Origin of the sequence: Rhizobium sp. IY2, from assembly GCF_047532935.1 — a bacterium.
Lineage (GTDB): Bacteria > Pseudomonadota > Alphaproteobacteria > Rhizobiales > Rhizobiaceae > Rhizobium > Rhizobium anhuiense.
In genome coordinates this window covers 175,843-199,331 of record NZ_JBLKNU010000007.1, presented here as the reverse complement: position 1 = coordinate 199,331, position 23,489 = coordinate 175,843, and the positions used below count along the sequence as shown (strand labels likewise).

The following is a 23,489-nucleotide window of genomic DNA, read 5'->3' as shown; positions in this document are numbered from 1 at the left end:
GTTAGCTGTAAAGAGGTGATTGCAGACTCCTCGTTACGCGCGCCACGTCACTTTTCGCAGAGCCGCCGGCCGCCGGAATATGGCTGATAGGTACAGTCGGACGGCCGGAAGGAGCGGTAACTGCGCGAGCAGGCGGTGATGTTACAGGACTGCGGTGCGCCTTGACCATCGCTTGCCGCTTCTGTCGATCGCACGCCATTCAGCGGAGGTTCGGCCGTCGCCTGGCGCATGAAATCCCGCCAAATATGCGCTGGCAGGGCGCCGCCCGTCACCCCCTTCATCGGCGCGTCATCATCATTGCCAACCCAGACACCGACGACAAGCGCTTCCGTGAAGCCGACGAACCAGGCGTCACGATTGTTCTGGCTCGTGCCGGTCTTGCCGGCCGCAAACGTGCCGGGGTCCGCTCCACGCCCAGTACCGCGCTCGACCACCAACTGCAGGAGGCCGAGGAGATCGGACTGGTAGGGCGAAAGATCGACGTTCGGCTTTGATTGTGAGCCAACTCGAAATGTCTTGGGCTGCCCTGCCGCTTGAAAGTCGATGATGCCCCAGGGCTTGACAGGTGCCCTACCGAGTTGGACGGACGCATAGGCGCTGGTGAGGTTAAGCAGATTTACTTCGGATGTCCCAAGCGCCAAAGACGGCGTGTTGGCGAGTGGTGCATCGATGCCGAGTTCACGCGCTGCGGCAATCACATTGTCTAAACCAACCTCTTCGGCAAGCGCGACTGAAGCGGCATTGAGCGATCGCGCGAACGCCTCGGCAAGCGTTACCCAACCGCGATAGTTGCCGCCGGAATTTTCTGGCGACCAGCCATCGATGTCAATTGGCGCGTCCAGAACCTGGTCAGACAAGGTGAACCCGGCCTTCAATGCTGCGTAATAGACGAATAGCTTGAAGGTGGAACCCGGCTGGCGCATCGCTGCGACGGCGCGGTTGAACTGGCTTGCCTTGTAGTCGCGCCCGCCAACCATCGCGACGACCGCGCCATCGGGCGTCATCGCAACCAACGCGGCCTGCGATGCTCCGACTGCCTTCCCTTCACCGTCCAAGGCTCCTTTCACGACCCTTTCGGCGATTTGCTGCAATTGCGGCACCATCGTGGTTCGCACCGACGTCGAACCTGGCGAGGAGCCGGCGATTTCGCTCGCTTGCGGCGAAATCCAGTCCGCAAACCAGCTTCCCGAGCGCGGCGTCGGCGTCGTTGGATGCAGCTTGGCAAAGCTCGCCTTGGCCTCCGCCGCCTCTGGCGCGGTGATTTTTTCATTGGTCGCCATCGCATCGAGAACGACCATGCTACGCTGCCGGGCGCCTTCGAAATTGTCGATGGGATTCCATTGACTTGGAGCCCGCAGCAACCCCGCCAGCATCGCCGATTCCGGCAAGTTAAGGGCGTCGATATCCTTGTTGAAATAGATCCGCGCGGCGGCAGGCATGCCTGTCGCGCCGGCGCCAAGATAGACGCTGTTGAGATAGCGCGTCAGGATTTCCCGCTTGCCGAGCTTCCACTCCAGCCAGACTGCGATCACAACCTCCTGTATCTTTCGCTTTATCGTTCGATCGCTGTCCAGGTATTGCAGCTTGATGAGTTGCTGGGTGATGGTGCTGCCCCCCTCCACCACCGAGCCAGCCTCTAAATTCCGGAGAAACGCCCTCCCGATCCCTCTCGGATCGACGCCGAAATGGTCCATGAACCGGCGGTCCTCAATCGAAAGGACGGCATCGATCAGATGGGACGGGAACTGGTCGTATTGCGTATATGGCCCTTGATAAGGTCCCTGCCTTACGAGCGGCGCACCGTCAGCGGTTTCCAGCACAACAATCGGCTTCAACGTTCCGTCACGAATCTCGCTCCAGGGCACGTCTTTTAGTGCCCACACCAGCACGCTGCCTATGAGGAGGCACACAAGCAAGGCCGAGCCCATAGCGAATTTCCACCAGTTCGCCGGAAGCCATCGGCGCCGGCGACTTTCGCGCGGCTTGCTATGCCAATGGCGAATGCCGCGCCCGGCTTTGATCGGAGCAGTCGTCATCCATTTGGTGAGAGCTGATGTGCTTCCCAGCCGCATCGACCTCGTCAGCCTCGTTCTCAAAAACAAAGCCATCGACTTGATCTTCGCCAGCACAGGACTTGCCTGCAAATCGTGACGCAGCGCACCTAACAGATTGCTCGCGGCCTGGCGAGTTTGGACGAAGGGTCGGTGAGGGAGTTGCGGACTGTCGGTCTGGGTGGTTCTCGGCGAATCCGAGGCGGTCACTTGCGTTGCCGAAACTGCTTGCTGATTGCCACCCGTGCTCGATTTGCCAACGCTTTCGCCTGAGGATTCGGGAGGATTGGGCATCGGTTACCGCCAAAAGGCCAACGTGGCGTGAACTTTATAGCCGAGCGATGCTGCGTGTTCTACCGCAAAAGGCCCCAATCGCTCCGAGGCGTTTTGGCCGGAATAAGCCCCTGATCGAACAGCCGCCGTAGACTTTCAATGCGGCACTTCGTCCACAGCCGACCTGCTTCTGCCTCAGGCTTACGACCATCACTTGTCTATTTTTTTCAATGCGCTAAATTACAAGAATTAGTTGCATCGGTTTGTCCCCGCTCGATTGGGGCGGATGCTGCAGAAGCGATACCTTCGGATGCCAACATGATCTGGAACCATCGCATCACACGCATTGTTGTCGGCCTGCTGCTGCTGGCACTGGTGACTCTCGTTTCATTGCCGACGATTACCGGCTTTACGAGCCTTGATGGCACGGTCAATGCGCGGTTTGCGGTCGTTAATGCCCCAATCGATGGCACAATTGCGGAAGAATCCCTCAAGGTCGGCAGCCCGGTCAAAGCGGGACAATCCCTCGCAGAAATCAGAAATACGCGCGTCAATCGCGCAATCCTCGCGTCGCTCGAGGCAGATCACAACACGGCGCTCGACCGCGTCGCGGCACTGAAAAAGGAACGGGAGGAACTCTCCGCGCTTCGCGAGGAATTGTCTACCAGATTGGAAGTCTACAAGCAGACCACCATTGCCAATCTCGAACGCGAAGTCGAAATCCTGCGGAAGAAAGTCGAAGTGTCGCAAGCTCAGGATCTGGTCGCCCAGGTCGACTTAAGCCGCCGGATGCAGCTCGAGTCAAAAGGCATTCTCACGCAGAAGCTGGTTGAGGCCGCGCGTGCCGCGGGCGCTGCGACCGGCGGCGAGGTCGAAATCAGCAACCTGACTGTCGATCAATTGCAACAAAGGCTCAATGCGGTCCGCCAGGGTATCTTTGTCTTCGGCGACGGGCAGAATGACGTGCCTTATTCGCGACAGCGCGAAGACGAGGTAGTCGTTCGCATCAACGACTTGAACTCGCGCATAGCGGAAAATGAAACACGAGCCACCGAAGTTCAAAAGCAGCTGGTCAAAGAGGCAAATCGCGTCAGCAGCCTTGAATCCGCAACCGCGATAGCGCCCTTTGACGGCGTTGTTTGGGCGAGGAGTATCGTCAGCGGTTCGAACGTTGTGCTGAATGACGAGTTGATGCGCCTCCTCGACTGTCGAGAGCTGTTTGTGGATATCCTTGTTCCCGAGGTCAATTATGACGAGATCTATCCGGGACTTGTCGCGCAGGTGCGTTTGTTCGGCCGTAGCGATGTCTTCAAGGGCACGGTCATTTCTGTCAGAGGCAGTTCGGCTTCGGTCGAGACCGATTCCTTTGCCGCCACTTTGCCGCCGTCGACTCAGCGCAATGCCCGCATTCGGGTTCGCCTTGATCCATCCTTCATGAACGACGACTTTGCGAACTCCTGCCAAGTGGGGCGCACAGTGCAGGTAAGGTTTTCCAAGCACGGCATCGACGTGTCCAACTGGGTCAAAAGCCTGTGGTTCAGTATCTTGTAGCGCTGGTTCCGACCTTTCTCGTTTTGGCCTTCTTTTGCCTGGGGCCGTTCAATTGGTCGCGCCGTCACACCTGGACACGGGCGGTGACCTGCGCGTTTGTCGCTGCAGTCGCATTGCGATACATGTTCTGGCGCTTGACGGAGACAGTGCTTCCCTATCCCAACAACGGTGCGAGTTTCTACTGGGTTTGGATCCTCTTCGTCGTCGAGATTCTGGCGTGCGTCGAAGTCATCCTTTTTCTGGTATTGATGAGCCGCTACGTCGACCGGAGCGCGGAAGCGGACAGGCTGGCTCGTGGTTTCTTTGCGCGCGACAAGCGTGAGCTGCCGACTGTCGATGTTTTCATTCCAACCTATAACGAGCCACTCGACGTGCTCGAGCGAACCATCATCGGCGCCCGCTCGCTGGATTATCCTCCCGACAAATTGAATGTGTACGTGCTTGACGATCAACGCCGGGACTGGCTGAAGGCCTATTGCGAAGAAAAGAACGTCATCCACGTCATGCGCGGCGACAACAACCACGCCAAAGCGGGCAATATGAACAATGGGCTGAAGGTCAGCTCGGGCGAGTTTATTGCGGTCTTCGACGCCGATTTTGTTCCCTATCGACATTTCCTTCGCCGAACGCTGCCCTTCTTTTGCGACGAAAGCATCGGCATCGTCCAGACGCCTCAACATTTCTTCAACGCCGATCCGGTGCAATCAAACCTCGGCCTGGAGAATATCTGGCCGGACGAGCAGCGTTTGTTCTTCGACGAGATCGCGCCCAGCAGAGACGCCTGGGACGTCAGTTTCTGCTGCGGGTCATGCTCGATTGCCCGCCGCAAGTCCATTGACGCAATAGGAGGATTCCCGACGGAGTCGATCACAGAAGACCTGCTGACAACTCTTTCAATGCTCAACAAAGGCTACAAAACGCGCTACCTGAACGAGCGGCTGTCGATGGGATTGGCTGCCGAAAACCTAACCGGTTATTTTGTGCAGCGCGAACGGTGGTGTCAGGGAGGTATTCAAACCCTTTACCTGCATAATGGCCCGCTGCGTGGCCCCGGATTGACGCTCTTTCAACGGATCATGTTCCTGCCGGCGTCCTGGCTGGTGCAGTATCTGGTCCGCTTCATGATATTGCTCGTCCCCATCGTCTATCTCTGGTTCGGCCTGCTCCCCCTCTATTTCACTGACATAGCCGATTATGTGTCTCATCAGGTGCCGCTGCTGGCAGCGTATTTTCTGCTTATGCTATGGATCACGCCGACGCGCTATCTGCCTGTGATATCAAGCGCCGTCGGGACCTTTGCGACATTCCGCATGTTGCCTACCGTGGTCTCCAGTCTCGTGAGACCATTTGGCAAGCCGTTCAGGGTGACGCCGAAGGGCAGTGGCAACGAGTCGAACCAGTTCGACCGCTACAGCTTCGCCTGGATCGCAAGCATCATCATGATCACCGTCCTTGGTCTGCTGGTCAACATCGTCCCGGAAACGGCGCATGTACAAGGCCAGTTTTCGCCGGTCGCGGCCTGGTGGTCAGGTATCAATATCGTCGTGCTGCTCATCGCATCGCTCATCTGCTTTGAGAAACCCCGACGCTTGTTTCATGCCTTCAAGCTCGATGAACCCGCGATCGTAGACGATGTACCCGGCCAAATCGTAAGTTTGGCCTTGGACAAGGCGGTCGTTGCGGTCCCCACCATGTCCCGATTTCAATCCAAATCCGTCGTGCTTAAACTGCCCGGCTTTGCTCCGTTCAAATCTGAGCTCAGACTGGTCACCCAACGACGCAGGAGCATAAGTCGCGGCGGTGACAAGCAATCTTACTACCTCCACCTGTATTTCGAACTCATTGGCTCTGCTCGCGACAGCATGATCGTGAAGCTCTACACTGGTCAATATTCGCAGGACATTCGCGACATCGATAAAGTCGCGGTCTCTCTTAATCTTCTTCTGCGTTCGTTCGGGCGAACGCGCACGTTGTAGTCGACGGTCAACCTCGGATCGTCCGGCCGGCGTCCTCTCGAGCGTTGCCGCAACAGAGCCGGATTATTCCATCGAAGGGGCGCCAACCAAACCCGCCCTCAGCGGCGGGTTTTTCTTTGCCTTGTTGCCGCTTTGTCAGCGTTGCGGATCATTGTCGTAGCCGCAACTTCCTTACGATCAACCGGCATGTCGCCGCACTCCACTGTTTGCCCGCACCAGCGCCATCAGCATCGGGCCGATAGCAAATTCGCCCCTCTCGGTTCTTCGGGTCAGATCGCGGAGATAACCGCCAGGCGAGTTGATATGCCCTCCCCTTTCCAGGATGCAGGCGATCACGGTTGCGGCATTTTCCGGCCCCATGCCCGAGCAGGCTTCCTCATAGGCCGAGGGGCTGACGCCGAGCATCGAGCGCACGATGACGGCAGCCGACATCAGATCCCGCCAGTTGCCGATCGTTCCACCCGGCCCGTAGTCGAGAATTTGAGGGCAGGCCTGGAGGACGAGGCCAAGCGGGAAGGATTTCAGGCTATGCCCGGCCCCTGGATCTGCCGTGTCTTTCGCCTTGTTGCCCATCCCGCCGGAAGGCTTCGGTTGTTTCAATCTTCGCTCGTCCGGCGCTTCGGCGTTCGGCTCATTATCGGCCACCGCCCTTTCGCCCTGCTTCGTTTCGAAGCTTGGTTCAAGTTCATAAGTGGAGTCGGGATTTGAATTCTGTTTGTGACGCTCAATCTGAGACTCATTGGCGTCTATTTTTTGTGTTTTTATCCGTCTTTCCAATGCGTTGATGATCTCGTCGCGCAGTAGTCCCATCTCGTCGAGCAGCGGCGCCAGTGCTTCGGCCGTCGCAACGCGCGGAATTCGGGCAAGGAGCGTGCGGAACATCGCCGAAATTCCCTCCCAGTCACCGGAGACCTCCTCTTCGATGGCTGTCGCGATCAGCTTGGAGATATCGCGCCGGCACACCGTCAGGCGTTCCCTGGTCACCCTGAGCAATTCCCGGTCGGCGACCGCCTGGGCGGCCAGGTTTTCGATTTCAACCGCACGCGCGAGCAGCGGCGCGACGCTGAAGCCGAAGGCCTCACCGACGGCACCTGCTTTGTCGCGGCGCGCATAGCGCTTTCCATTCGGACTGTCCTTGCGCAGGATCAGGCCGGCCTCGACCAGGACGGCAAGATGCCGCCTGAGGGTGGCTGCCGTCATGCCGCGGGCACGCAGCGAAAGCTGCGCATTCGACGGGAAGACGATCAGGCCCTTTTCTTCGGAAATCTCGTCGTCAGGGTAGAAAGTCAGAAGCGCATCGAGCACCGTCAGCGCCCGATCGGTCACGCCGAGCGCCGGCCGCGCCTCGCAGATTGCCCTGAACAGCTTCCACTTGCTGCGCTTCATTCCCGGCTCGATGGTCTCGGCCAGTTGCTGGCTTGCCAGCATGCCAAGCGACATCGGCCGCCGCCCAAAGGGCGTCGTCACATATCCACTCTCCATTTGCCTTCACCTTCGTTCAGGCAAAAGAAAACCATCCACCAATTTGGTGCCTAAGACGCTTGACTGTGATTCGTGGAAATGCGATTCTCGATGTGCTTAAGATCTGAGAAGGGCTTCCACGACGGCGTCGTTGGGGGCCTTTTTCTTTTGCGCGTTACGCTCCTCTGTCCTTGTTGAATTCCTGGAACAGGCCCTTCAGCCTTTCCTGGACGAATTGATCGAAACCGGGTGCGGTCTTGCCGTCGAAGACGAAGGTTGCACCGGATGCTGTCTTTTTGATCACCACCGGCACGCCGCTGACTAGGGTTTTGGCGATCGCCGGCTTCGGCGCTGCCGTCCTCTTCGTTGCCAGAACGAGTGCCCGATGAAACCGCTCGTCGCTTGAGATTTTGCGAGCGTCGTCCGCGGACAACTCCGCGATGATCTTCTCGATGTCGGCGCCTTCCAGCCGCTCGCCCAGCTCCAACCAGCGTCGACGGCCGATATCGGGGGCCGCGCCGATGGCGTTGACGAGCGCCAGGGGGACCTGCCGGATGACGATCAGCATTCTCGACAGCGCCGCCTTATCGACGCCGAGAGCCGCCATGATGACATCGCGGCCAAAGCTGCGTTCCTCCAGCCGCGATGCGAAGAGCGCACGCTCGATATAGGAGAGATTGGTTCGAGCGCTGTTTTCCTGACCCTGGCTGACGACCAACTGACCGTCAGTAAGATCGCGGACGACCGCGCGCACCCTGATGCCGATTTCTCGGGCGGCAGCCAGGCGACGATGGCCGTAGGCAACCTGATAGCGTCCCCTAGTTTCGGGATGCGGACGAACAAGGATCGGAACCTGCTGCCCATGCTCGCGGATCTGCTCGACAAGCTGGGCGAGTTCGGCCGCATCGATCGCCAACCGATCGCTAACGAAGGAAGCGTCGATCAGGCCGGGATCGAGCTCGACGATGGTCTGGCCGGCGGCAAGCTGCCGTTCCAGTTCACTCGCCCGCTCCATTTTCTCGGTAATGTTGCCGAGCGTCTTGGTGATGCCGCCGACCGGCACCGCACTGCGCTCCTGCGGCACGAATCCGGCGATCGGACGATTGTCGCGCGGCGCGACTGCCTCCACCCTTGCCGGGTTCGGAGCGGAGATTTCGATGAGGTTCTTGCGCGCCATCTCCTATTTCCTTCCCCAGGTCGAGCGAATATGCGCTTCGATCTCGCCATTCACGAGGTTGAGGGACTCCAGAGCCCGGTCATAGGTTCCGCGTGTGAACTGCGACCGCTCGACCTCGTAGAGAGTCTGCTTGGTGACGCCGGCGTCGGCGACCGCCGTCGACTTCACCATGGCATTGTGAAGCATTCGATTGCCGAAGATCGCCCGCATGAAGCCGGTCATCTGACTTTGCGGCCCGTCGTTCGGCTCGAAACGGGTCACGAGATAGCGCATCCAGTCATAGCTGGTGCGACCACCCGCCTTTTCCACGACCGACATCAGCTCACTCGTCATCGTCAGGAACTGCGACATCGACATGACATCCAGCATCTGCGGGTGAACCGTGATCAGGACCGAGGTTGCCGCGCAGAGCGCCGACATCGTCAGGAATCCCAACTGTGGCGGGCAGTCGATGACGACGATGTCGTAAAGGCTTTCGATCTCCGTCAGGACCTCGCCGATGCGGGCAAAGAACATCGTCTCCGCCGTTCCCGAGGCCATCGCCTTCGGTGTCTCGTGCTCGAATTCCATCAGCTCGAGATTGCCCGGAATCAGATGCAGATTGGGCGTGTAGGTGGCGCGCACGATGTCGGCGATCGGACGCGGCTCCTCATATCGGATCGCGCCATATATGGTTTCGCCCTCTCCGACGTCGAACTCCGGCTGATGGCCGAACAAGGCGGACAAGGAAGCCTGCGGATCGAGGTCGACGGCGAGCACGCGGTAGCCCCTGAGCGCCATGAACTGCGCCAGGTGGGCCGCCGTGGTGGTCTTGCCCGAGCCGCCCTTGAAATTCATGACGGAGACGATCTGGAGCTTTTCGCCCGGCCTGCGGGCCGGCACATATTTCGGCGTGCCGTTTCGCTCGTCGAGGACCCGGCGAATCCGATCCATATCCAGGGCACTGTAAAGCCGCCGTCCGTTTGCGAGCGGATCGGGGCCATGGCCATCGGCAGCCACCTGGCGGAGATAGCCTTCGCCAATGCCGATGAAGGCCGCAGCTTCCGCCGGCGAAAATGTTCTGATGGTCTTTTGCGACAGCGGGGGGAAGATTTTTGCCTGATGCTGCTGAAGTTGATAGGATAACTCCTTCGCATCTGTTGCCAGAAGCGACGGGAGATGCTCTTGATCGTCCTGAAGAGCAAGACTCGGCTGCATGATCTTTTTCCCACGTAACTGCGCAATTTTGAACGAAAGCGCTTCAGTTGCGCAGTTACTATATGCCTCGATTCGTTACCAATTTACAAATGCTTAACCAAGCTGCTCATTTCACCCATCGAGACGGCTGGCTAGGTCAGGCAGGTTTCGGGCGGCTGGCGCCATGGCGACGGCTCGAAACGGCTGACAGCCCTGGCGGCTTTCAAACCGACCGGGAAGTTTAGGCCTTAGCCTTATAAATCTAATTTATTCAATACCTTGGATGCTACCTGGCTATCTCCCGTCGTCCTTGAGGTAGTTGTTGCCGTTGATCACCAGAAGCCCGTCGGATGCTTTGTCCGGTTCGAATATGCTCATGCTTTCCGTCCTGCCGTCGGCGTCGGTCAAGTCGAGGCGATAGCCGGAAAGCTTATAGCGGCCGCTTGCGCCCGGCCGGTTTCCGGATGTGGTGACGCCCGATCGGGATCCGCCGATTTCGTTCATCATCGAGGCGCCGGACCAGCCCGTGCGTTCGAAGGTGCCGTTTCGACGAAGCGTCAGCGTATGGCTGGAGGCCACCGATCCCGATGAGGTCGCAGTCATGCCGCTCGAGGCAAAGGTGGAAACCCATTCGCCGTCGAGCGTCGTGCCCTCATCAAATGGCGGCACGGCGCGATAATCCGCGTCTGAAATCACCAGGTCCTCACCCTTTTTCGAGAATGGTTTCGTCTCGATTTCGATCGTGCCGTAGGCTGAGGTGACGCTGCGCATTTCGATCGACCCGGCCGAGGAGAAGAAGCCGCCGCCGGCAAGCTTGTAGAGACCGCAATCAGTCGGGGTCTCCTTGCAATGTTCGCCAATGCTCCGGCCGCCCTTCGGCAGCTCCGTGCTGAACCGGCCCTCCCGGTCGAACATGCTGATCGTGCTGTCCGAGTAGAAATCCATGCCGCCGAAGACATTCGGCCGGATGCCGGTATCGAGATGGGTGAAGACGCCGTCCAGCCCGCCATCGCCGCTCGCCGGAACAAGGTCGAAATCCCTGTCGGAAGGATCGAGCTTCACCGAGCGCACGAGGGCCGCGAAATCAGCCTCCGCCCCTTTGCTTCTGTCGCCGGTTACATTCAGCAGCACGAGCTGCAGATAGGCCTGCCGCTTGTCGCCGGCGATGCCGACCACGATCTGGTTGATGCTGACATTGTTCTGATGGACGCAGCAGCGTTCTTCCACGCGGATGTCGTGGCCGTTCACCGTCACCCCGTAATGTTTGATCAGGATATCTTCCTTCGCCATGTCGGGCAGCGTGGCGACGAAGGTCTTCATCCCGGCCTGCAGGGAATTGCGCGCGGCCGGGAGCGGCTTGGTGATCTGGATCAGAGCACTGCCGCGCTTGTCGTCATCCGTTTCAGGAAAATCCTTCTGCAGCATGAAGAGATTGCCTTTGGCGGCCTTCCTCCAGCCGGAAGCGGCGTCGGGCAGGGTCACCGTCAAACCGCCGATATCGGCGGGCGCGGCAAATGCCGGAAGGCAGGACAGGAGGCAGGCAAGAACGACAATGAAGCCCAAACCTGACCTGGCCCGCCCTATCCGATCGACATACGCATTGCCCATGTGCCCCTCCCCTCGTGCTTCGAAGACCGCCGACGAGATTTGGAGCCGGGGGAGGCCATTTCAACCCTGAGCTTCATGAAGGTTTCTTGAACGCTTCGACCCACATCATATTCGTGAGCCTACGAAGAAGTGGGCGCTATCAGGAGAAACAGGGCGATAACGGCCGTCATTGCCGCTCAATAGCGGCAGTTGCTCTATCGCAGCTCAGCGCCGATCAAAAATCGGAAAGCACGCCAACCGCCGAGGGGCCACCACGGTGCTGCTGCGGTAGGCCAACCGCAGTTTCCCTCGACGAGTTTTGGTTTGGCTCGTCGAGAGAAATTTGTTTCGCCTAGAAGCGACGGGGTTCTTCGGGTTTGTTGCCGGCGATCATGTCGATCCGGTCCAGCACGTCAGACGTCATCTTTTGCCTGTGTGAGAGGGCCGCGAGATTGTCCTGCAGCTGGCTGGCGCGCGATGCGCCAAGAATGACGGTCGAGACGTTCCGGTTGGCGAGGCACCACAAAAGGGCGAGATGCGTGATCGATATTCCGATCTCGTCCGCGAGCTTTGCGAGCTCGCCGACTTGTCGGAGCTGGGCGCGGCCGGCATCGCTGGACCACTTTTCCTTCAGCCATTCGTAGCCAGGCAGGTTCATGCGACTGTCGGCGGGCACACCGTCATTGTATTTGCCGGTGAGGACGCCCGAGGCGAGTGGCGACCAGATCGTGGTGCCAAGCCCGATCAACTCGTAGAGCGGGAGGTAGTCCGACTCGACCTTCTGGCGCTCGAAGATGTTGTATTGCGGCTGCTCCATCGTCGGCGGAGTGATGCGCAAGTCCCGAGCGACGGCATAGGCTTCCGTCAATTGTTGCGCCGACCATTCCGACGTACCCCAGTAGAGCACTTTGCCCTGGGCGACGAGATCGTGCATCGCCCGGACTGTTTCCTCGATGGGCGTGTCGATATCCGGGCGATGACAGAAGTAGAGGTCGAGATAGTCGACCTGAAGCCGCTTGAGCGCGGCATGGCAGGCGTCGGTCACATGCTTGCGCGACAGGCCGCGCTGTGTCGGTTTCTGCCCTCCCCAGAAGACCTTGCTGGAGACGACGAAGCTGTCACGGCTCCAGCCCAGCGATCTGAGCGCCTCGCCCATGACGATTTCGGACTTGCCGCTTTCGTATCCCTCGGCATTGTCGAAGAAGTTCACCCCGTTGTCATAGGCAAGCTTCATGAGATCGACGGCGTCGCCTCCATTTACCTGCTTGCCGAAAGTGACCCATGAACCGAAAGAGAACTCGCTCACTTTCAGACCCGACTTTCCCAAACGTCGATATTCCATCATGCAGCTCCCGCAAGTTATGAACATGTGCCGGCCTGTCACCGGCGTCGGCGTCGCACGATTGATCGACTGCCAATTCGCGTAATCTATGGCATGAGCAACGATATGCGAGGCTTAGCTATCGGTTCGCATCGCCTCTTTTGTGACGAGACGATCGATCCAGTGAAACGATCCGCGTTTGCCCGCCTGGACTGAAGCACGGGTGCGGTGGAACCGCCGCCACGGTTCTTGCCTGCGTTCCAGCCTCCGGCAAGAGAAAGGGCGCTCCGCGACTTATGTCGGAGCGCCCGTAGCGTGCGGTCGACGACGTTTGCGGCGGAGGTCGACGGCAGCAACGCAAGATGAAGAGATTCGGAACGGATAGGCAACATATGATTAGAATAGGGGGCTTTGTCGGCCGCCGATCGATCGTGTCATCCACTGGATATCCACAGCTTATCCACAGGAACGGCGACCGCGACCGCAGCAACTTCAATGACATTCGCCTGGCGGCAAATCACACCTCACAAATGCTTATGTGACTGGTGAACGACACTACGCTTTTGTTTGCCGGCTTAGATACAAACCAAGGCCTGGTTCGGATAGATTTGGTTCTCTTCCCGACCGTGGCGGCGGACGCCGGGAGGAGGTGGGCGGTGGGCAACATGAGGGTCCACCGCCTTCTTTTAACCGCCCCCTGGGGTCGGCCATCTCACACGTCGAGTTTGACAATTCCCTTGGCCGCCAGGGCCTCGACCGATACCCGACCTGCACGCTACGGAATGCGTCTTGGATATGAATCGGGTGCCACCGCGCGATCAAATGATCGACTCGCTAGTCCGCCATCGCTTGGTAGAGCCAGTCGGAGAGCTTCTCGGTCGCCACGCGCGCGCCGGCGCCAGGAAGCAGCGCGCCGGCGGTCAATTCGACGCCGAAATACGAGGCGGATGGGTCTGTCACCACCTGCCGCTCGTCCTCATTCGCGGCGAGATAGATCCGGGCGATTTCATCGATACCGAATTGATCCGGACCGCCGATTTCAACAATATCGTTCAACGGCGCTCCGACTGACAATTCCGCCAGCAATGCGGCGACGTCACGGGCCGCCACCGGCCTCATGAACGCCGGAGACAATCGGAAAACATCACCATCAGCACCGGTGTCGATCAATCCGCTGATGAACTCGTAGAACTGTGTGGAACGGAGAAGCGTATAGGGTCGATTTGAAGCCCTGATGAGATTTTCCTGCACCATTTTCGCGCGGAAATAGTCGCTTTCGACCAGACTTGGCGTGCCGACGACCGAAAGTGCAAGATAGTGCCTGACACCGGCCTCGGCCGCTGCGGCAAGCAAATTCCTGGTCGAAGCCCTGAAAAAATCCAGCGCCGCACTGTCGCCGAAAGATGCGGCGTTGGTAACGTCAACGATGACTTCAGTTCCCGCCAAGGCCGCTTCAAGGCCCTTTCCGCTAACCGTGTCGACGCCGAGCGACAACGACGCGGCGCTGACTTGGTGGCCGGACTGGCGCATGATTTCACTGAGGCGTGTTCCGACAACACCGGTTGCTCCCGCTACCGTGATTTTCATCTCAGCATCCTTTGTTGCATTGCACCGCGCGAATGGCGACGAGATCGCGGATAGGGATCGTCTTCAACGTCTCGGAATCGACCGGACCGACAATGACTGGAAAGCCGGGCGCTCTCCATCGTCCATGGGGTCCGGTCGCCTTAGCCGTACGTCTAGCGAAACCACCCCAAGGTTTAGGATGCCCCACCAGAAGGCAGGACAGGTCTCCAATTGCTCGTTCGCGCCGAACTACCGATTCCGGGCACGGCGGCCACATCCCCGCGCAATGCATGGGTTTCCATGAGTTGCGGTTGTAATGGGGCGGGGTTACGGTCTGAGCATGCGCTCGCCAGCCCCGAAATCGAGAATAACGACAATACAAAACGCCGACGATCCCGTGGCTTTGTCTGTCCGGCAGGAGCAACTGATAATGAGCGTCTGGTCGCACCGCCCTCAATTCCTGCACCTGGGCCTTTTCATCGTAGCCTATGTGCTGGCCTGCGGATTCGCCCAGTCGCTCGCAATCGTCCCTGGAACCGGAATTTCCATCTGGCCGGCGAGTGGCCTTTTCATTGCGACACTTGTGGCCGCCTCTCCCTACAGCTGGCCTTGGTGGGTGCTGGGAGGCTGCCTGGCCGAACTGTTCAGCAATTTGCTGTGGTTCCACAGTCCGCTGCCTGCGGCTTTTCTGATCTACATCGGTAACGCCCTGGAAGCGGTTGCCGGGGCATGGCTCGTCAACCGAATCTTGAAGCGGCCAGTTCGGCTGGAAACCTTGCAGGAAGTTTTCGCGTTCGTCGTACTGGGCGCGGGGATTGCGCCCATCGCAAGCGCGACCGTGGGAAGTGCGACCCTGGCGTGGTTTGGCATACAATCGCAATCCTTCGCAACGGCTTGGCCTCTTTGGTGGATCGGAGACGCCACCGGCGTCCTGATCGTAGCGCCGCTGGCGTTGGTCGTATTTCACAGCTGGCGCGGCAAGACCCGACTCTCAGCCGCGCAATGGGTGGAAGCTTTCGTCCTGGGGCTGATCTTTCTCGGCGTTGCGGCTCTTTCGCTGAGCGGCTACCTCCCCTTCGCATACATTATCATGCCGCCTCTTCTTTGGGCCGCCGTTCGCTTCGAATTCAAAGGCGCCGCCGTATCCTTGGTCCTCCTCGCCTTGATCACGGCGTTGTTCACGATAACAGGCACCAGCCAGTTTGCCGGCGATCCCGAGGCCCAGAAGCACAAGCAGGTCATGCTGCAGCTTTTTCTGGCCATCTCGGCATTTTCGGCGCTCATTGTGGCCGCCATATCCCGGCAACACCAGTTGGCAGTGCTCACATTGCGCCAAAGCCTGGATACGCTCCGCGACCGGGAGCGGGAACTCTCGCAGCTCGTGGATATGGTTCCGAGCCACGTCTGGCGTCTAACCCCCGACGGCGAGCCGACCTTCTTCAACCAACGGATGGTCGATTTTCTCGGTCTCGATGTTGCTGATTTCGACAAACCCGACATGAGCCGGCTGGAGTCCGTCCTGGACGCCACCGTTCACCCGGAGGATGCGGCGGGTTTCGGAGATGCCCTTCGCCATTGCCTCGCTACCGGCGCGAGCTTCGCCATGCGGTATCGACTGCGCCGCTCCGACGGCCTCTATCGCTGGATGTCGAGCCGCGCGGAACCGATGAGGGATCAATCAGGGCGCATTGTCCAGTGGTACGGCCTGTGTCACGACATCGACGATCAGGTTCATGCCGAAGAGGCTGTGCGGCGGAGCCAACAACAGCTTCAGCAGATCATAGACGCCGTGCCGGTTCGCATCTGGAGTGTGGAGCCCACGGGAGGATCGTTCTATTTCAACAAGCGGTATCAGGATCATTTTCGCTCCGTTATTGCCAATTTCGACGCTCTCGGTGAACCGCGCATCGACGATCTGCTGCAACAGCTGATTCATCCAGAAGACGCACCCGACATCCAGCGTACGCTCAGGAACTGCTTCGAAACCGGCTCCGGCTCCGCGATGCGATTTCGCTGGCGCGAACAGGATGATGTCTATCGCTGGGCGGAATGCCGGGTCGAGCCCCGCCGCGATGACGACGGAACGGTCGTGCAATGGTATGGCGTTTCTCTCGATATCGACGACGAGGTGCGTGCGCTGGAGGCGTTACGTGAACGTGAGCGCGAGCTCTCGCAGCTCGTCGACATGGTCCCGGTACAGATCAGGCGCTTGACGCCGGAAGGCGAGCCGGTCTTCTTCAACAAACGTCTGATCGACTTTTTCGGTCTCGACGTGGGCGATATGGACAGGCCTGGCATGAGCCGCCTCGCGTCAGTCATTCACACCCTCGTCCACCCCGATGACGCATCGAGGTTGCTGGAGACGGTTCATCGTTCCCTCGCCAGCGGCGATCCCTTCTCGATAAAATACCGCATGCGCCGCGTCGACGGTGCCTATCGCTGGGTCGACGGCCGCGCCGAACCGCTGCGGGACCAAAGCGGCGCAATCATGCAATGGTACGTGATCTCAGTCGACATTGACGATGAGATGCGTGCACAGGAAGCGCTGCGCGACCGGGAGCGGGAGCTTTCGCAACTGGTGGATATGGTTCCCAGCCTGCTCTGGCGGCTCAATTCGGAAGGCACTCCGACCTTCTTCAACCAGCGCCTAATCGATTTTCTCGGTCTCGACATCGCCGATATGGAAAAGCCCGGCGTCAGTCGGCTGGCAGCCCTCATCGAAGCCGCCGTCCATCCCGACGATGCCGCCAGCCTCGCCGAAGCGCTCAACCACTCCCTCGTCACCGGCGAGGGCTTCTCAAAACAGTATCGCCTGCGGCGCGCCGATGGCGTCTATCGCTGGGTGAAGGGCAGCGCCGAGCCGCTGCGGGACGAAAACGGGCGGATCGTCCAATGGTACGGTCTCTCGCATGACATCGATGATCAGCTGCGCGTTGAAGAAGCGCTGCGAGAGAGTGAACGCTCGCTCTGGCAGATCGTCGAGACGCTGCCGGCCATGATCGATTGCGCCGCTCCGGATGGAGAGCCGGTCTATCGCAATCCTCAGCTTCGCGACTTTCTCGGATACAAGCTCGAAGAGCTGGACGGAACGGGAAAGTCCCGGCTGGCCGGCACACTCGACGCCGGTGTTCATCCCGACGAGGTGGCCGGAGTCAAGGAAAAGTATGCTCATTCGCTCGCCACCGGCGAGCCCTATGCACGCAGGCATCGCCTACGGCGGTTCGATGGTGAATATCGTTGGGTCGAGACACGCGCGGCGCCGATGCGCAACGCTGAAGGCGAGATCATTCAGTGGAATGTCATATGCCTCGATATCGACGGTGAGGTACGAGCGCAAGACGAGCTGCGCCTGGCGCAAGAGGGCCTTGCCCGGGCGAGCCAGGCGGCGAGCCTCGCCGAGCTTTCGGCTTCGATCGCGCATGAGGTGAACCAGCCGCTGGCGGCCGTCGTGGCGAATTCGCATGCCTGCCAGCGCTGGCTCACGGCTGAGCCGCCGAATATGGAGCGGGCGCAAAAGACGGTCGAGCGCATCATCCGGGACGCCAACTCGGCGGCCGAGGTCGTCAGCCGCATTCGCGCCTTATTCAAACAGTCCGCGGACAGGAGGATCCAAACGACGATCTCCGGCATCATCGACGAGGCGCGCAGCCTGATGACCGACGAGGCCTGGCGACGTCGTGTTCGCATCGGTGTCGACGTTGACGGCAATCTTCCGCTCATTGCAATCGATCGCATCCAGATCCAGCAAGTCCTGATCAATCTCATCCGCAACGGCATGGAAGCGATGGACGCCGTTGCAGACGACAGGATGATCGAGATCCGCGCGCGCCATATGGGGAATGCCGTCCAGACCGAGATTAGCGATCGCGGCCAGGGTATCGAGTTTCCCGAGAAAATGTTCGAGCCGTTCTTCACGACCAAGGAAAACGGCATGGGCATGGGGCTGGCGATCTGCCGTTCGATCGTCGAGCTTCATGGTGGACGATTGTGGGCCGAGAAGAACAATCCGCACGGAGCGACGTTGATCTTTACCTTGCCCATAGAAACGAAGGCGGCGTCATGACAGCCGATGACCATATTGTCTTCATCGTGGATGACGATGGACGTATTCGGGAAGCGCTCGGCGAGTTGCTGGAGTCGCACGGCATGCGCGCCATCCCCTTCGAATCGGCCTGCGAATACGTGAAAGCGGACAAGCCTGACCTGCCCGCCTGCCTTATTCTCGATATCGAACTGCCTGACATCAACGGCCTCGACCTGCAGAGACAGATCGCTGACAGGGACCATCCGCCGATCGTCTTCATCACAGGACATGGCGACATTCCCTCCTCCGTGCGTGCGATCAAGCATGGTGCGGTGGACTTCCTGACCAAACCCTTCAGCGATGCGGACCTCATGGCGGCAGTCCACGCGGCGATCGCCGAGGATCGGACAAAGAGATCGGAACGCGCCGAACTCGACATGCTCAAACGACACTACCTCGACCTGACGCCGCGAGAGCGCGAGGTGCTGCCGCTCGTCGTCAGCGGTCTTCTCAACAAGCAGGCGGCAGCCGAATTGGGGATCAGCGAAGTCACGCTGCAGATCCATAGAAGAAATGTGATGCAGAAAATGGCGGCGGCGTCGCTCGCCGATCTCGTCCGGATCGCGGAGAGATTGGAAATACCGATAACCCACTCGCGCCGAGTGGGAGGGAATTGAACATGAACAAGACAAGACACGTCGTGGCAATTGTCGATGACGATCCAAGGTTGCTTGAATCGATGGGCGACCTTCTGGAATCCGCGGGTTATGTGGCCCGCAGCTTTTCGTCGGCGGGCTCGTTGCTCATCAACGGGCTGTCGGACCTCGACCTGCTCATCACCGATATCGGAATGCCTGGCATCGACGGCTTCGAACTTCGCGATTTGGTGCGGAAGTCGCGTCCGGAGCTGCCGGTATTCCTGATCACGGGCCGCCACGAGATAGCAGATCAGGGCCGCGCTCAAGGCGTGGGCGGATTTTTCCGCAAGCCCTTTGATGCCCAGGCGCTGCTGGCAGCCATAGCCAGCGCTTTGCATAAATCGACAGATGGAGGGTGACATGCGAGTTGACCAGCCGTTGCTGCGGAGATCGGCGCCGTTATCGTTGCAGGGCAGATGTGAAGAGACAGAGCCACTCGTCATCATCGTCGATGACGACGCGTCCGTTCGTGAGGCGCTGTCGGAGCTCATCCTGTCGGCGGGTTTCCGGTCGACCAGTTTTGCCTCGACCCGCGAATTGCTTGACGCCGATATATTGGATAGCCCCGGTTGCCTGATCCTCGATGTGCGCATGCCTGGAGCAAGCGGCCTCCACCTGCAGCGTCATCTGGCCGAAAACGGCATTGCCAAGCCGATCATCTTCGTGACCGGCCATGGCGACATCCCGATGACCGTTCAGGCGATGAAGGCCGGCGCTGTCGATTTTCTCACCAAACCCGTGCGGGACCAGACGCTGCTCGACGCCATTACGGCTGCCATTGCGACGGATGCCGAGCGGCGAGCGGAAGCCGCGATCGCCGAGCGCAATATCAAGCGCCTGGAGACCCTGACGCAGCGCGAGCGCGAGGTTCTGCATGAAGTGGCACGCGGCCGCCTCAACAAGCAGATCGCCTTCGATCTCGGCATCAGCGAAGTGACGGTCAAGCTGCATCGCAGCAATGTCATGCACAAGATGGAGGCTGCCTCCATCGGCGAATTGATCCGGGCCTGGGAAACTCTGCCCGCACAAATGCGCCAGGCAGGCGCGCGCTAGCGCAATTCCAGACGCAACACTGCTGCACAGTTTTGCTGGAATTGCTCCAGCTTTAGCAGCACGCCTCCAAAAACTCGGGATGCCGGCCTCGAAGATTACATACCGCCGCTGTCCATTTGATGCGCGCCGTATCCGATCTGCGCCGAAAAAGACCATCTTGCGCCGGCAATGGGGTTTCGGCCGCGCACCCATGCGTTATTCCTAAATTAAAGCTCGGGGATATGACCTGGTGCCCCGCTTTGGTTCCTAATGGAGATCTCGCTTTGAACAATCACTCGTCAACCGCGCCTTCCCCTGAAACCACCGCCTTCGACAACGAAGCAAACTTCCTGTCGGCCATGGGGAATGCCAAACGGCTTCATATGCTGCATCTGCTGGCCGAGGGAGAAATGTCGGTGAGCGTCCTGGCCGACGAGGTGGGGTTGAGCCAATCTTCGACGTCCCAGCATTTGGCCATTCTTCGAGAACAGGAACTCGTGCAGACGCGAAGGGCTGCACAGACGATCTATTATTCACTTCAATCCGGCGCGGCCAAGGCGATGCTCGATACGCTCGCCGACATTTTCGGATCCTACCATCGCTCCCCGGTAGAACGTGTCCGAGCCGTAGGCACCTGATGACGAAGCGTTGCTCTTGCGGCTCATGATTGGTGTCCAATTCTGCTGAGGATGATCCTGTCGGCAACTCAGGATCGGCGCCGCCGCATCGAGGTGCGGCATCACGGCGAAGAACGCAGTTTCGAAAAAGACGACTGCGGCTTGAGCGCAAGCGCCAAGCCGCCGTTCAGGGGCCGCAATTCCAAGGCCGGGATGCCGTGGCGCGGGAGTCCTGTCATGCTTCGCCTACATGCCCCTCGAACGCATCGATCCCCGATGTACGTTTGATGTACCCCTCCTAGACCACGGTGTGATTACGCCTCCATTGCGAATGGAGATAATGAACCGCATCAGGAACGGAACGGCAGCCCGACCATGCTCATCGATGCTGGGTTTGGGTCAGACGGAGGTGATCATGGACGTATATGAGGCAGTCAAAAGCCGACGGTCGGTGCGCGGGTTCAAAGACGCGCCTGTGGACAGGGGGGTTCTGGAGCGGGTGCTGTCCGCCGCGGCTTGGTCGCCGTCAGGATCGAACATCCAGCCGTGGAACACCTACGTGATGACCGGCGCGCCGCTGGCTGAGCTGAAGACGTCCGCCGTCGAGCGTGTGGCCCATGGCGACGCCTGGGACAAACGGCAGTACGAGATGTACCCGGCCGCACTGAAGTCCCCCTACGGGGAGCGCCGATCCGCCTTCGGCAAGGAGCGCTACAGCGCGCTCGGCATTGCACGCGAGGACTGGGAAGCGCGCCAGCGGGCAGCAATCGCCAACTGGAACTGTTTCGGCGCGCCCGCCGCCCTGTTCTGCTACATCGATCGCGACCTGGGCCTACCCCAATGGGCCGACGTCGGCATGTATCTGCAGACCGTCATGCTGCTGCTCCGCGCCGAAGGTCTGCACAGTTGCCCGCAGATGGCGTGGTCGCAGGTTCGCGAGACGGTCGCGGAGGTCCTGTCACCCCCGGACGGGCTCATCCTCTTCTGCGGCATGTCGATCGGGTACGAGGACCCCACGGTAAGTTACGCCCGTACGGGCCGCGCGCCGCTCGACGAGACGGTCACGTTCCTCGGCGATTAGTTACTTGCGATCAAAGGACAAGAGGGAGAACGCCATGACCACGCATAAAGTAGGCTATCTCATCGGCAGCCTCGCCAAGGGCTCGATCAACCGCAAACTCGCCACGGCGTTGGTGCGGTTGGCCCCGCCGGAACTCGAAATGTCGGAGATATCCTTCAAGGATCTGCCGCTCTACAGCTACGACTATGACGCCGACTACCCTCCGGCTGGCAAGGCATTCAAGGCGGCAATCGCGGCCGTCGACGCCGTGCTGTTCGTCACGCCGGAATACAATCGATCCATACCCGGCGGGCTGAAAAACGCAATCGACTGGGCGAGCCGCCCCTACGGCACCAACTCGTTCACACGCAAGCCGTCAGCAGTGATCGGCACGTCGCCGGGCGCGATCGGCACAGCCGTCGCCCAGCAGAATTTGCGCAGTGTGCTCAGTTTCTGCAACTCTCCGCAGATGAATGCCCCGGAAGCCTACATCCAGTTCACACCAGGGCTGATCACCGACGACGGCGAGGTCACGAAAGACAGCACCGCCGATTTCCTTCGCACTTTCATGCGGGACTTCCACGTCTTCATCGCAAGGGTTCGCTCAGTGCTGCCTAGAGATGCCTAGAGGGCGCTTGGAATGAGCGATTGCGTATCCTGTACTGCGGGAGCTGGCCACGTCCATCTGGGCGGCCAGCTCCGGTTTTTAAAGCGCACAATGCCTCAGGCGAAGGCGTAGGAGCCGTCCGGTCGCTTCGGCACGCGCCGCTGCCAGTGGATGTAGCCTTCCTCTTCCATCGCCTTCTCGTCCATTTCGACGCCCCAGCCCGGCCGGTCGGGACGCAATTCCAGATAGCCGTCCTTCGGCAGATAGGGATCGACGACATAGCGGGTTTCCCCCTGCCGTTTCTCGATATCGAGGCCGCCATAGACATAGGCCTGCCCCTTCGGCAGCCGGTATTCGAGGATGCGGAAATTCTGCGCCGCGGCCGAAAAATGAACGTTGACCGCCGTCGCAAGCGGCCCCATCGGGTTGTGCGGCGCCACCCCGACGAAATAGGCTTCGGCGAGTGTGGCAATGCGGCGCATTTCGCTGATGCCGCCGACGACGCAGATATCGGGCTGGATGAGATCGGCGCCCTTGACCTGCAGCAGCCGCAGGAACTCGTTTCTGTTGTAGAGCGACTCGCCGGTGGCAAGCACGCAGTTGAGCCCCTGTTTCAGATCGCCCCACGCCTCGATATTCTCAGGGCGCAGCGGTTCCTCGAAAAACAAGGGATCGTAGGGGGCCAGCGCGTTGCCGAGTTGCCTTGCGGCGACCGGCTCGAAAATCTTGGCATGGGCATCGAAGGCGATCTCGTATTCGTCGTTGACCGTCTCGCGCAGCGAGCGGAAATAATCCGCCGAGGCTTTCACCACATTGCCCCAGCGATGGGCGTGCATGTCGATACGCCAGGGGCTGAGCTTGAAGGCGGTGAAACCCCATTCTTCCTTCAGACGATCGAATTCGTCGCGGGCGGCCGGCGCGTCCGGTGCGGTGTAGACGCCGGCATAGACCTTGATGCGGTCGCGCACCTCGCCGCCCAGCAGCTTGTAGACTGGGACATTTGCTGCCTTGGCCGCAAGATCCCACAGGCAGTGATCGAGCGCAGAGATCGCGGCAAGGCCAAGCGCGCCCGGCGGGAACCGGCTTTGCTGGATCAACAGATTGACGAGATAATCGACGCGTGTGGGGTCCTGGCCGGAGAGAAATGCGTAGAGATAATCCAGGAGCGGCGGCAGCGCCTTGTCGGGGCCGTGATTGTAGCATTCACCCCAGCCCGTCAGCCCGTCATCGGTGTCGAGCGCGACGATCACGCGGGGACGGTCCTTGTCGCGGGTCATGAAAACCCGCATGCGGTCGATCTTCATCTTTCTGT

The 23,489-nt window shown here is 59.8% G+C and carries 17 protein-coding genes; 9 read left to right on the top strand and 8 right to left on the bottom strand.

Going from position 1 to position 23,489, the window contains the following annotated elements; all coding sequences use genetic code 11:
• Positions 1-47 precede the first annotated feature (47 nt).
• Positions 48-2,345 (bottom strand): PBP1A family penicillin-binding protein, encoded by a 2,298-nt coding sequence (locus ACMUVN_RS21750; RefSeq protein ID WP_132575472.1) that lies wholly within the window; start codon positions 2,343-2,345, stop codon positions 48-50.
• Positions 2,346-2,642: 297 nt separating this feature from the next.
• Between ACMUVN_RS21750 and ACMUVN_RS21745 the strand changes: the two genes are divergently transcribed.
• Together ACMUVN_RS21745 and ACMUVN_RS21740 are read left to right on the top strand one after the other, a co-directional pair.
• On the top strand, positions 2,643-3,875 hold the full coding sequence (locus ACMUVN_RS21745) for an HlyD family secretion protein (RefSeq protein ID WP_047619055.1): 1,233 nt from the start codon (positions 2,643-2,645) through the stop codon (positions 3,873-3,875).
• Positions 3,857-5,851 carry a glycosyltransferase gene (locus ACMUVN_RS21740; protein WP_047619057.1) on the top strand — a complete coding sequence of 665 codons (1,995 nt, stop codon included), beginning with the start codon at positions 3,857-3,859 and terminating at the stop codon, positions 5,849-5,851. Before ACMUVN_RS21745 ends, ACMUVN_RS21740 begins: the two co-directional genes overlap by 19 nt.
• A gap of 177 nt (positions 5,852-6,028) precedes the next feature.
• On the opposite strand, the gene repC is transcribed toward ACMUVN_RS21740, so the two are convergent.
• The 6 genes from repC to ACMUVN_RS21710 form a co-directional block, all read right to left on the bottom strand.
• The gene (gene repC, locus ACMUVN_RS21735; protein ID WP_132575474.1) at positions 6,029-7,333 is read right to left on the bottom strand and encodes a plasmid replication protein RepC; all 1,305 of its coding nucleotides are present in this window, start codon (positions 7,331-7,333) and stop codon (positions 6,029-6,031) included.
• 154 nt (positions 7,334-7,487) lie between these two features.
• The gene (gene repB / locus ACMUVN_RS21730; RefSeq protein WP_063473720.1) at positions 7,488-8,489 is read right to left on the bottom strand and encodes a plasmid partitioning protein RepB; all 1,002 of its coding nucleotides are present in this window, start codon (positions 8,487-8,489) and stop codon (positions 7,488-7,490) included.
• Between the two features lie 3 nt (positions 8,490-8,492).
• A complete protein-coding gene (gene repA, locus ACMUVN_RS21725) occupies positions 8,493-9,686 on the bottom strand; it encodes a plasmid partitioning protein RepA (RefSeq protein WP_047619065.1) in 1,194 nt (397 codons plus the stop codon).
• 273 nt (positions 9,687-9,959) lie between these two features.
• Entirely contained in the window at positions 9,960-11,273 is a 1,314-nt protein-coding gene (locus ACMUVN_RS21720) for a hypothetical protein (RefSeq protein WP_063473721.1), read from the bottom strand.
• 331 nt (positions 11,274-11,604) lie between these two features.
• On the bottom strand, positions 11,605-12,594 hold the full coding sequence (locus ACMUVN_RS21715; RefSeq protein ID WP_183906016.1) for a potassium channel beta subunit family protein: 990 nt from the start codon (positions 12,592-12,594) through the stop codon (positions 11,605-11,607).
• Positions 12,595-13,407: 813 nt separating this feature from the next.
• Positions 13,408-14,160 carry an SDR family oxidoreductase gene (locus ACMUVN_RS21710; protein WP_132575476.1) on the bottom strand — a complete coding sequence of 251 codons (753 nt, stop codon included), beginning with the start codon at positions 14,158-14,160 and terminating at the stop codon, positions 13,408-13,410.
• A 406-nt stretch (positions 14,161-14,566) separates the two neighbouring features.
• Between ACMUVN_RS21710 and ACMUVN_RS21705 the strand changes: the two genes are divergently transcribed.
• The 7 genes from ACMUVN_RS21705 to ACMUVN_RS21675 all read left to right on the top strand — a co-directional run bounded on the left by ACMUVN_RS21705 (position 14,567) and on the right by ACMUVN_RS21675 (position 22,198).
• Positions 14,567-18,202 (top strand): PAS domain-containing protein, encoded by a 3,636-nt coding sequence (locus ACMUVN_RS21705; RefSeq protein ID WP_132575502.1) that lies wholly within the window; start codon positions 14,567-14,569, stop codon positions 18,200-18,202.
• Positions 18,199-18,840: a response regulator gene (locus tag ACMUVN_RS21700; RefSeq protein WP_132575478.1), complete on the top strand. Its 642-nt coding sequence runs from the start codon at positions 18,199-18,201 to the stop codon at positions 18,838-18,840. Before ACMUVN_RS21705 ends, ACMUVN_RS21700 begins: the two co-directional genes overlap by 4 nt.
• Before the next feature lie 2 nt (positions 18,841-18,842).
• A complete protein-coding gene (locus ACMUVN_RS21695; RefSeq protein WP_063473725.1) occupies positions 18,843-19,220 on the top strand; it encodes a response regulator in 378 nt (125 codons plus the stop codon).
• Between the two features lies 1 nt (position 19,221).
• Entirely contained in the window at positions 19,222-19,914 is a 693-nt protein-coding gene (locus ACMUVN_RS21690) for a response regulator transcription factor (RefSeq protein ID WP_063473726.1), read from the top strand.
• A 263-nt stretch (positions 19,915-20,177) separates the two neighbouring features.
• Positions 20,178-20,531 carry an ArsR/SmtB family transcription factor gene (locus ACMUVN_RS21685; RefSeq protein ID WP_047619082.1) on the top strand — a complete coding sequence of 118 codons (354 nt, stop codon included), beginning with the start codon at positions 20,178-20,180 and terminating at the stop codon, positions 20,529-20,531.
• A gap of 394 nt (positions 20,532-20,925) precedes the next feature.
• Positions 20,926-21,591, top strand: coding sequence for a nitroreductase (locus tag ACMUVN_RS21680; protein ID WP_063473766.1), 666 nt, complete (start codon positions 20,926-20,928; stop codon positions 21,589-21,591).
• 34 nt (positions 21,592-21,625) lie between these two features.
• The gene (locus ACMUVN_RS21675) at positions 21,626-22,198 is read left to right on the top strand and encodes an NADPH-dependent FMN reductase (protein WP_047619086.1); all 573 of its coding nucleotides are present in this window, start codon (positions 21,626-21,628) and stop codon (positions 22,196-22,198) included.
• Between the two features lie 95 nt (positions 22,199-22,293).
• Here ACMUVN_RS21675 and ACMUVN_RS21670 read toward each other — a convergent pair whose 3' ends face one another.
• Positions 22,294-23,481, bottom strand: a complete 1,188-nt coding sequence (locus ACMUVN_RS21670) for a galactarate dehydratase (protein WP_047619090.1) — start codon at positions 23,479-23,481, stop codon at positions 22,294-22,296.
• Positions 23,482-23,489: the final 8 nt, after the last annotated feature.

Excerpts from the sequence above, each read along its gene's own strand:
- repB (WP_063473720.1), bottom strand. The coding sequence starts at position 8,489 with ATGGCGCGCAAGAACCTCATCGAAATCTCCGCTCCGAACCCGGCAAGG.
- ACMUVN_RS21720 (WP_063473721.1), bottom strand. The coding sequence starts at position 11,273 with ATGGGCAATGCGTATGTCGATCGGATAGGGCGGGCCAGGTCAGGTTTG.
- ACMUVN_RS21750 (WP_132575472.1), bottom strand. The coding sequence starts at position 2,345 with ATGCCCAATCCTCCCGAATCCTCAGGCGAAAGCGTTGGCAAATCGAGC.
- ACMUVN_RS21715 (WP_183906016.1), bottom strand. The coding sequence starts at position 12,594 with ATGGAATATCGACGTTTGGGAAAGTCGGGTCTGAAAGTGAGCGAGTTC.
- ACMUVN_RS21675 (WP_047619086.1), top strand. The coding sequence starts at position 21,626 with ATGACCACGCATAAAGTAGGCTATCTCATCGGCAGCCTCGCCAAGGGC.
- ACMUVN_RS21680 (WP_063473766.1), top strand. The coding sequence starts at position 20,926 with ATGGACGTATATGAGGCAGTCAAAAGCCGACGGTCGGTGCGCGGGTTC.
- ACMUVN_RS21710 (WP_132575476.1), bottom strand. The coding sequence starts at position 14,160 with ATGAAAATCACGGTAGCGGGAGCAACCGGTGTTGTCGGAACACGCCTC.
- ACMUVN_RS21670 (WP_047619090.1), bottom strand. The coding sequence starts at position 23,481 with ATGAAGATCGACCGCATGCGGGTTTTCATGACCCGCGACAAGGACCGT.
- ACMUVN_RS21700 (WP_132575478.1), top strand. The coding sequence starts at position 18,199 with ATGACAGCCGATGACCATATTGTCTTCATCGTGGATGACGATGGACGT.
- ACMUVN_RS21695 (WP_063473725.1), top strand. The coding sequence starts at position 18,843 with ATGAACAAGACAAGACACGTCGTGGCAATTGTCGATGACGATCCAAGG.
- ACMUVN_RS21690 (WP_063473726.1), top strand. The coding sequence starts at position 19,222 with ATGCGAGTTGACCAGCCGTTGCTGCGGAGATCGGCGCCGTTATCGTTG.
- ACMUVN_RS21745 (WP_047619055.1), top strand. The coding sequence starts at position 2,643 with ATGATCTGGAACCATCGCATCACACGCATTGTTGTCGGCCTGCTGCTG.
- repC (WP_132575474.1), bottom strand. The coding sequence starts at position 7,333 with ATGGAGAGTGGATATGTGACGACGCCCTTTGGGCGGCGGCCGATGTCG.
- repA (WP_047619065.1), bottom strand. The coding sequence starts at position 9,686 with ATGCAGCCGAGTCTTGCTCTTCAGGACGATCAAGAGCATCTCCCGTCG.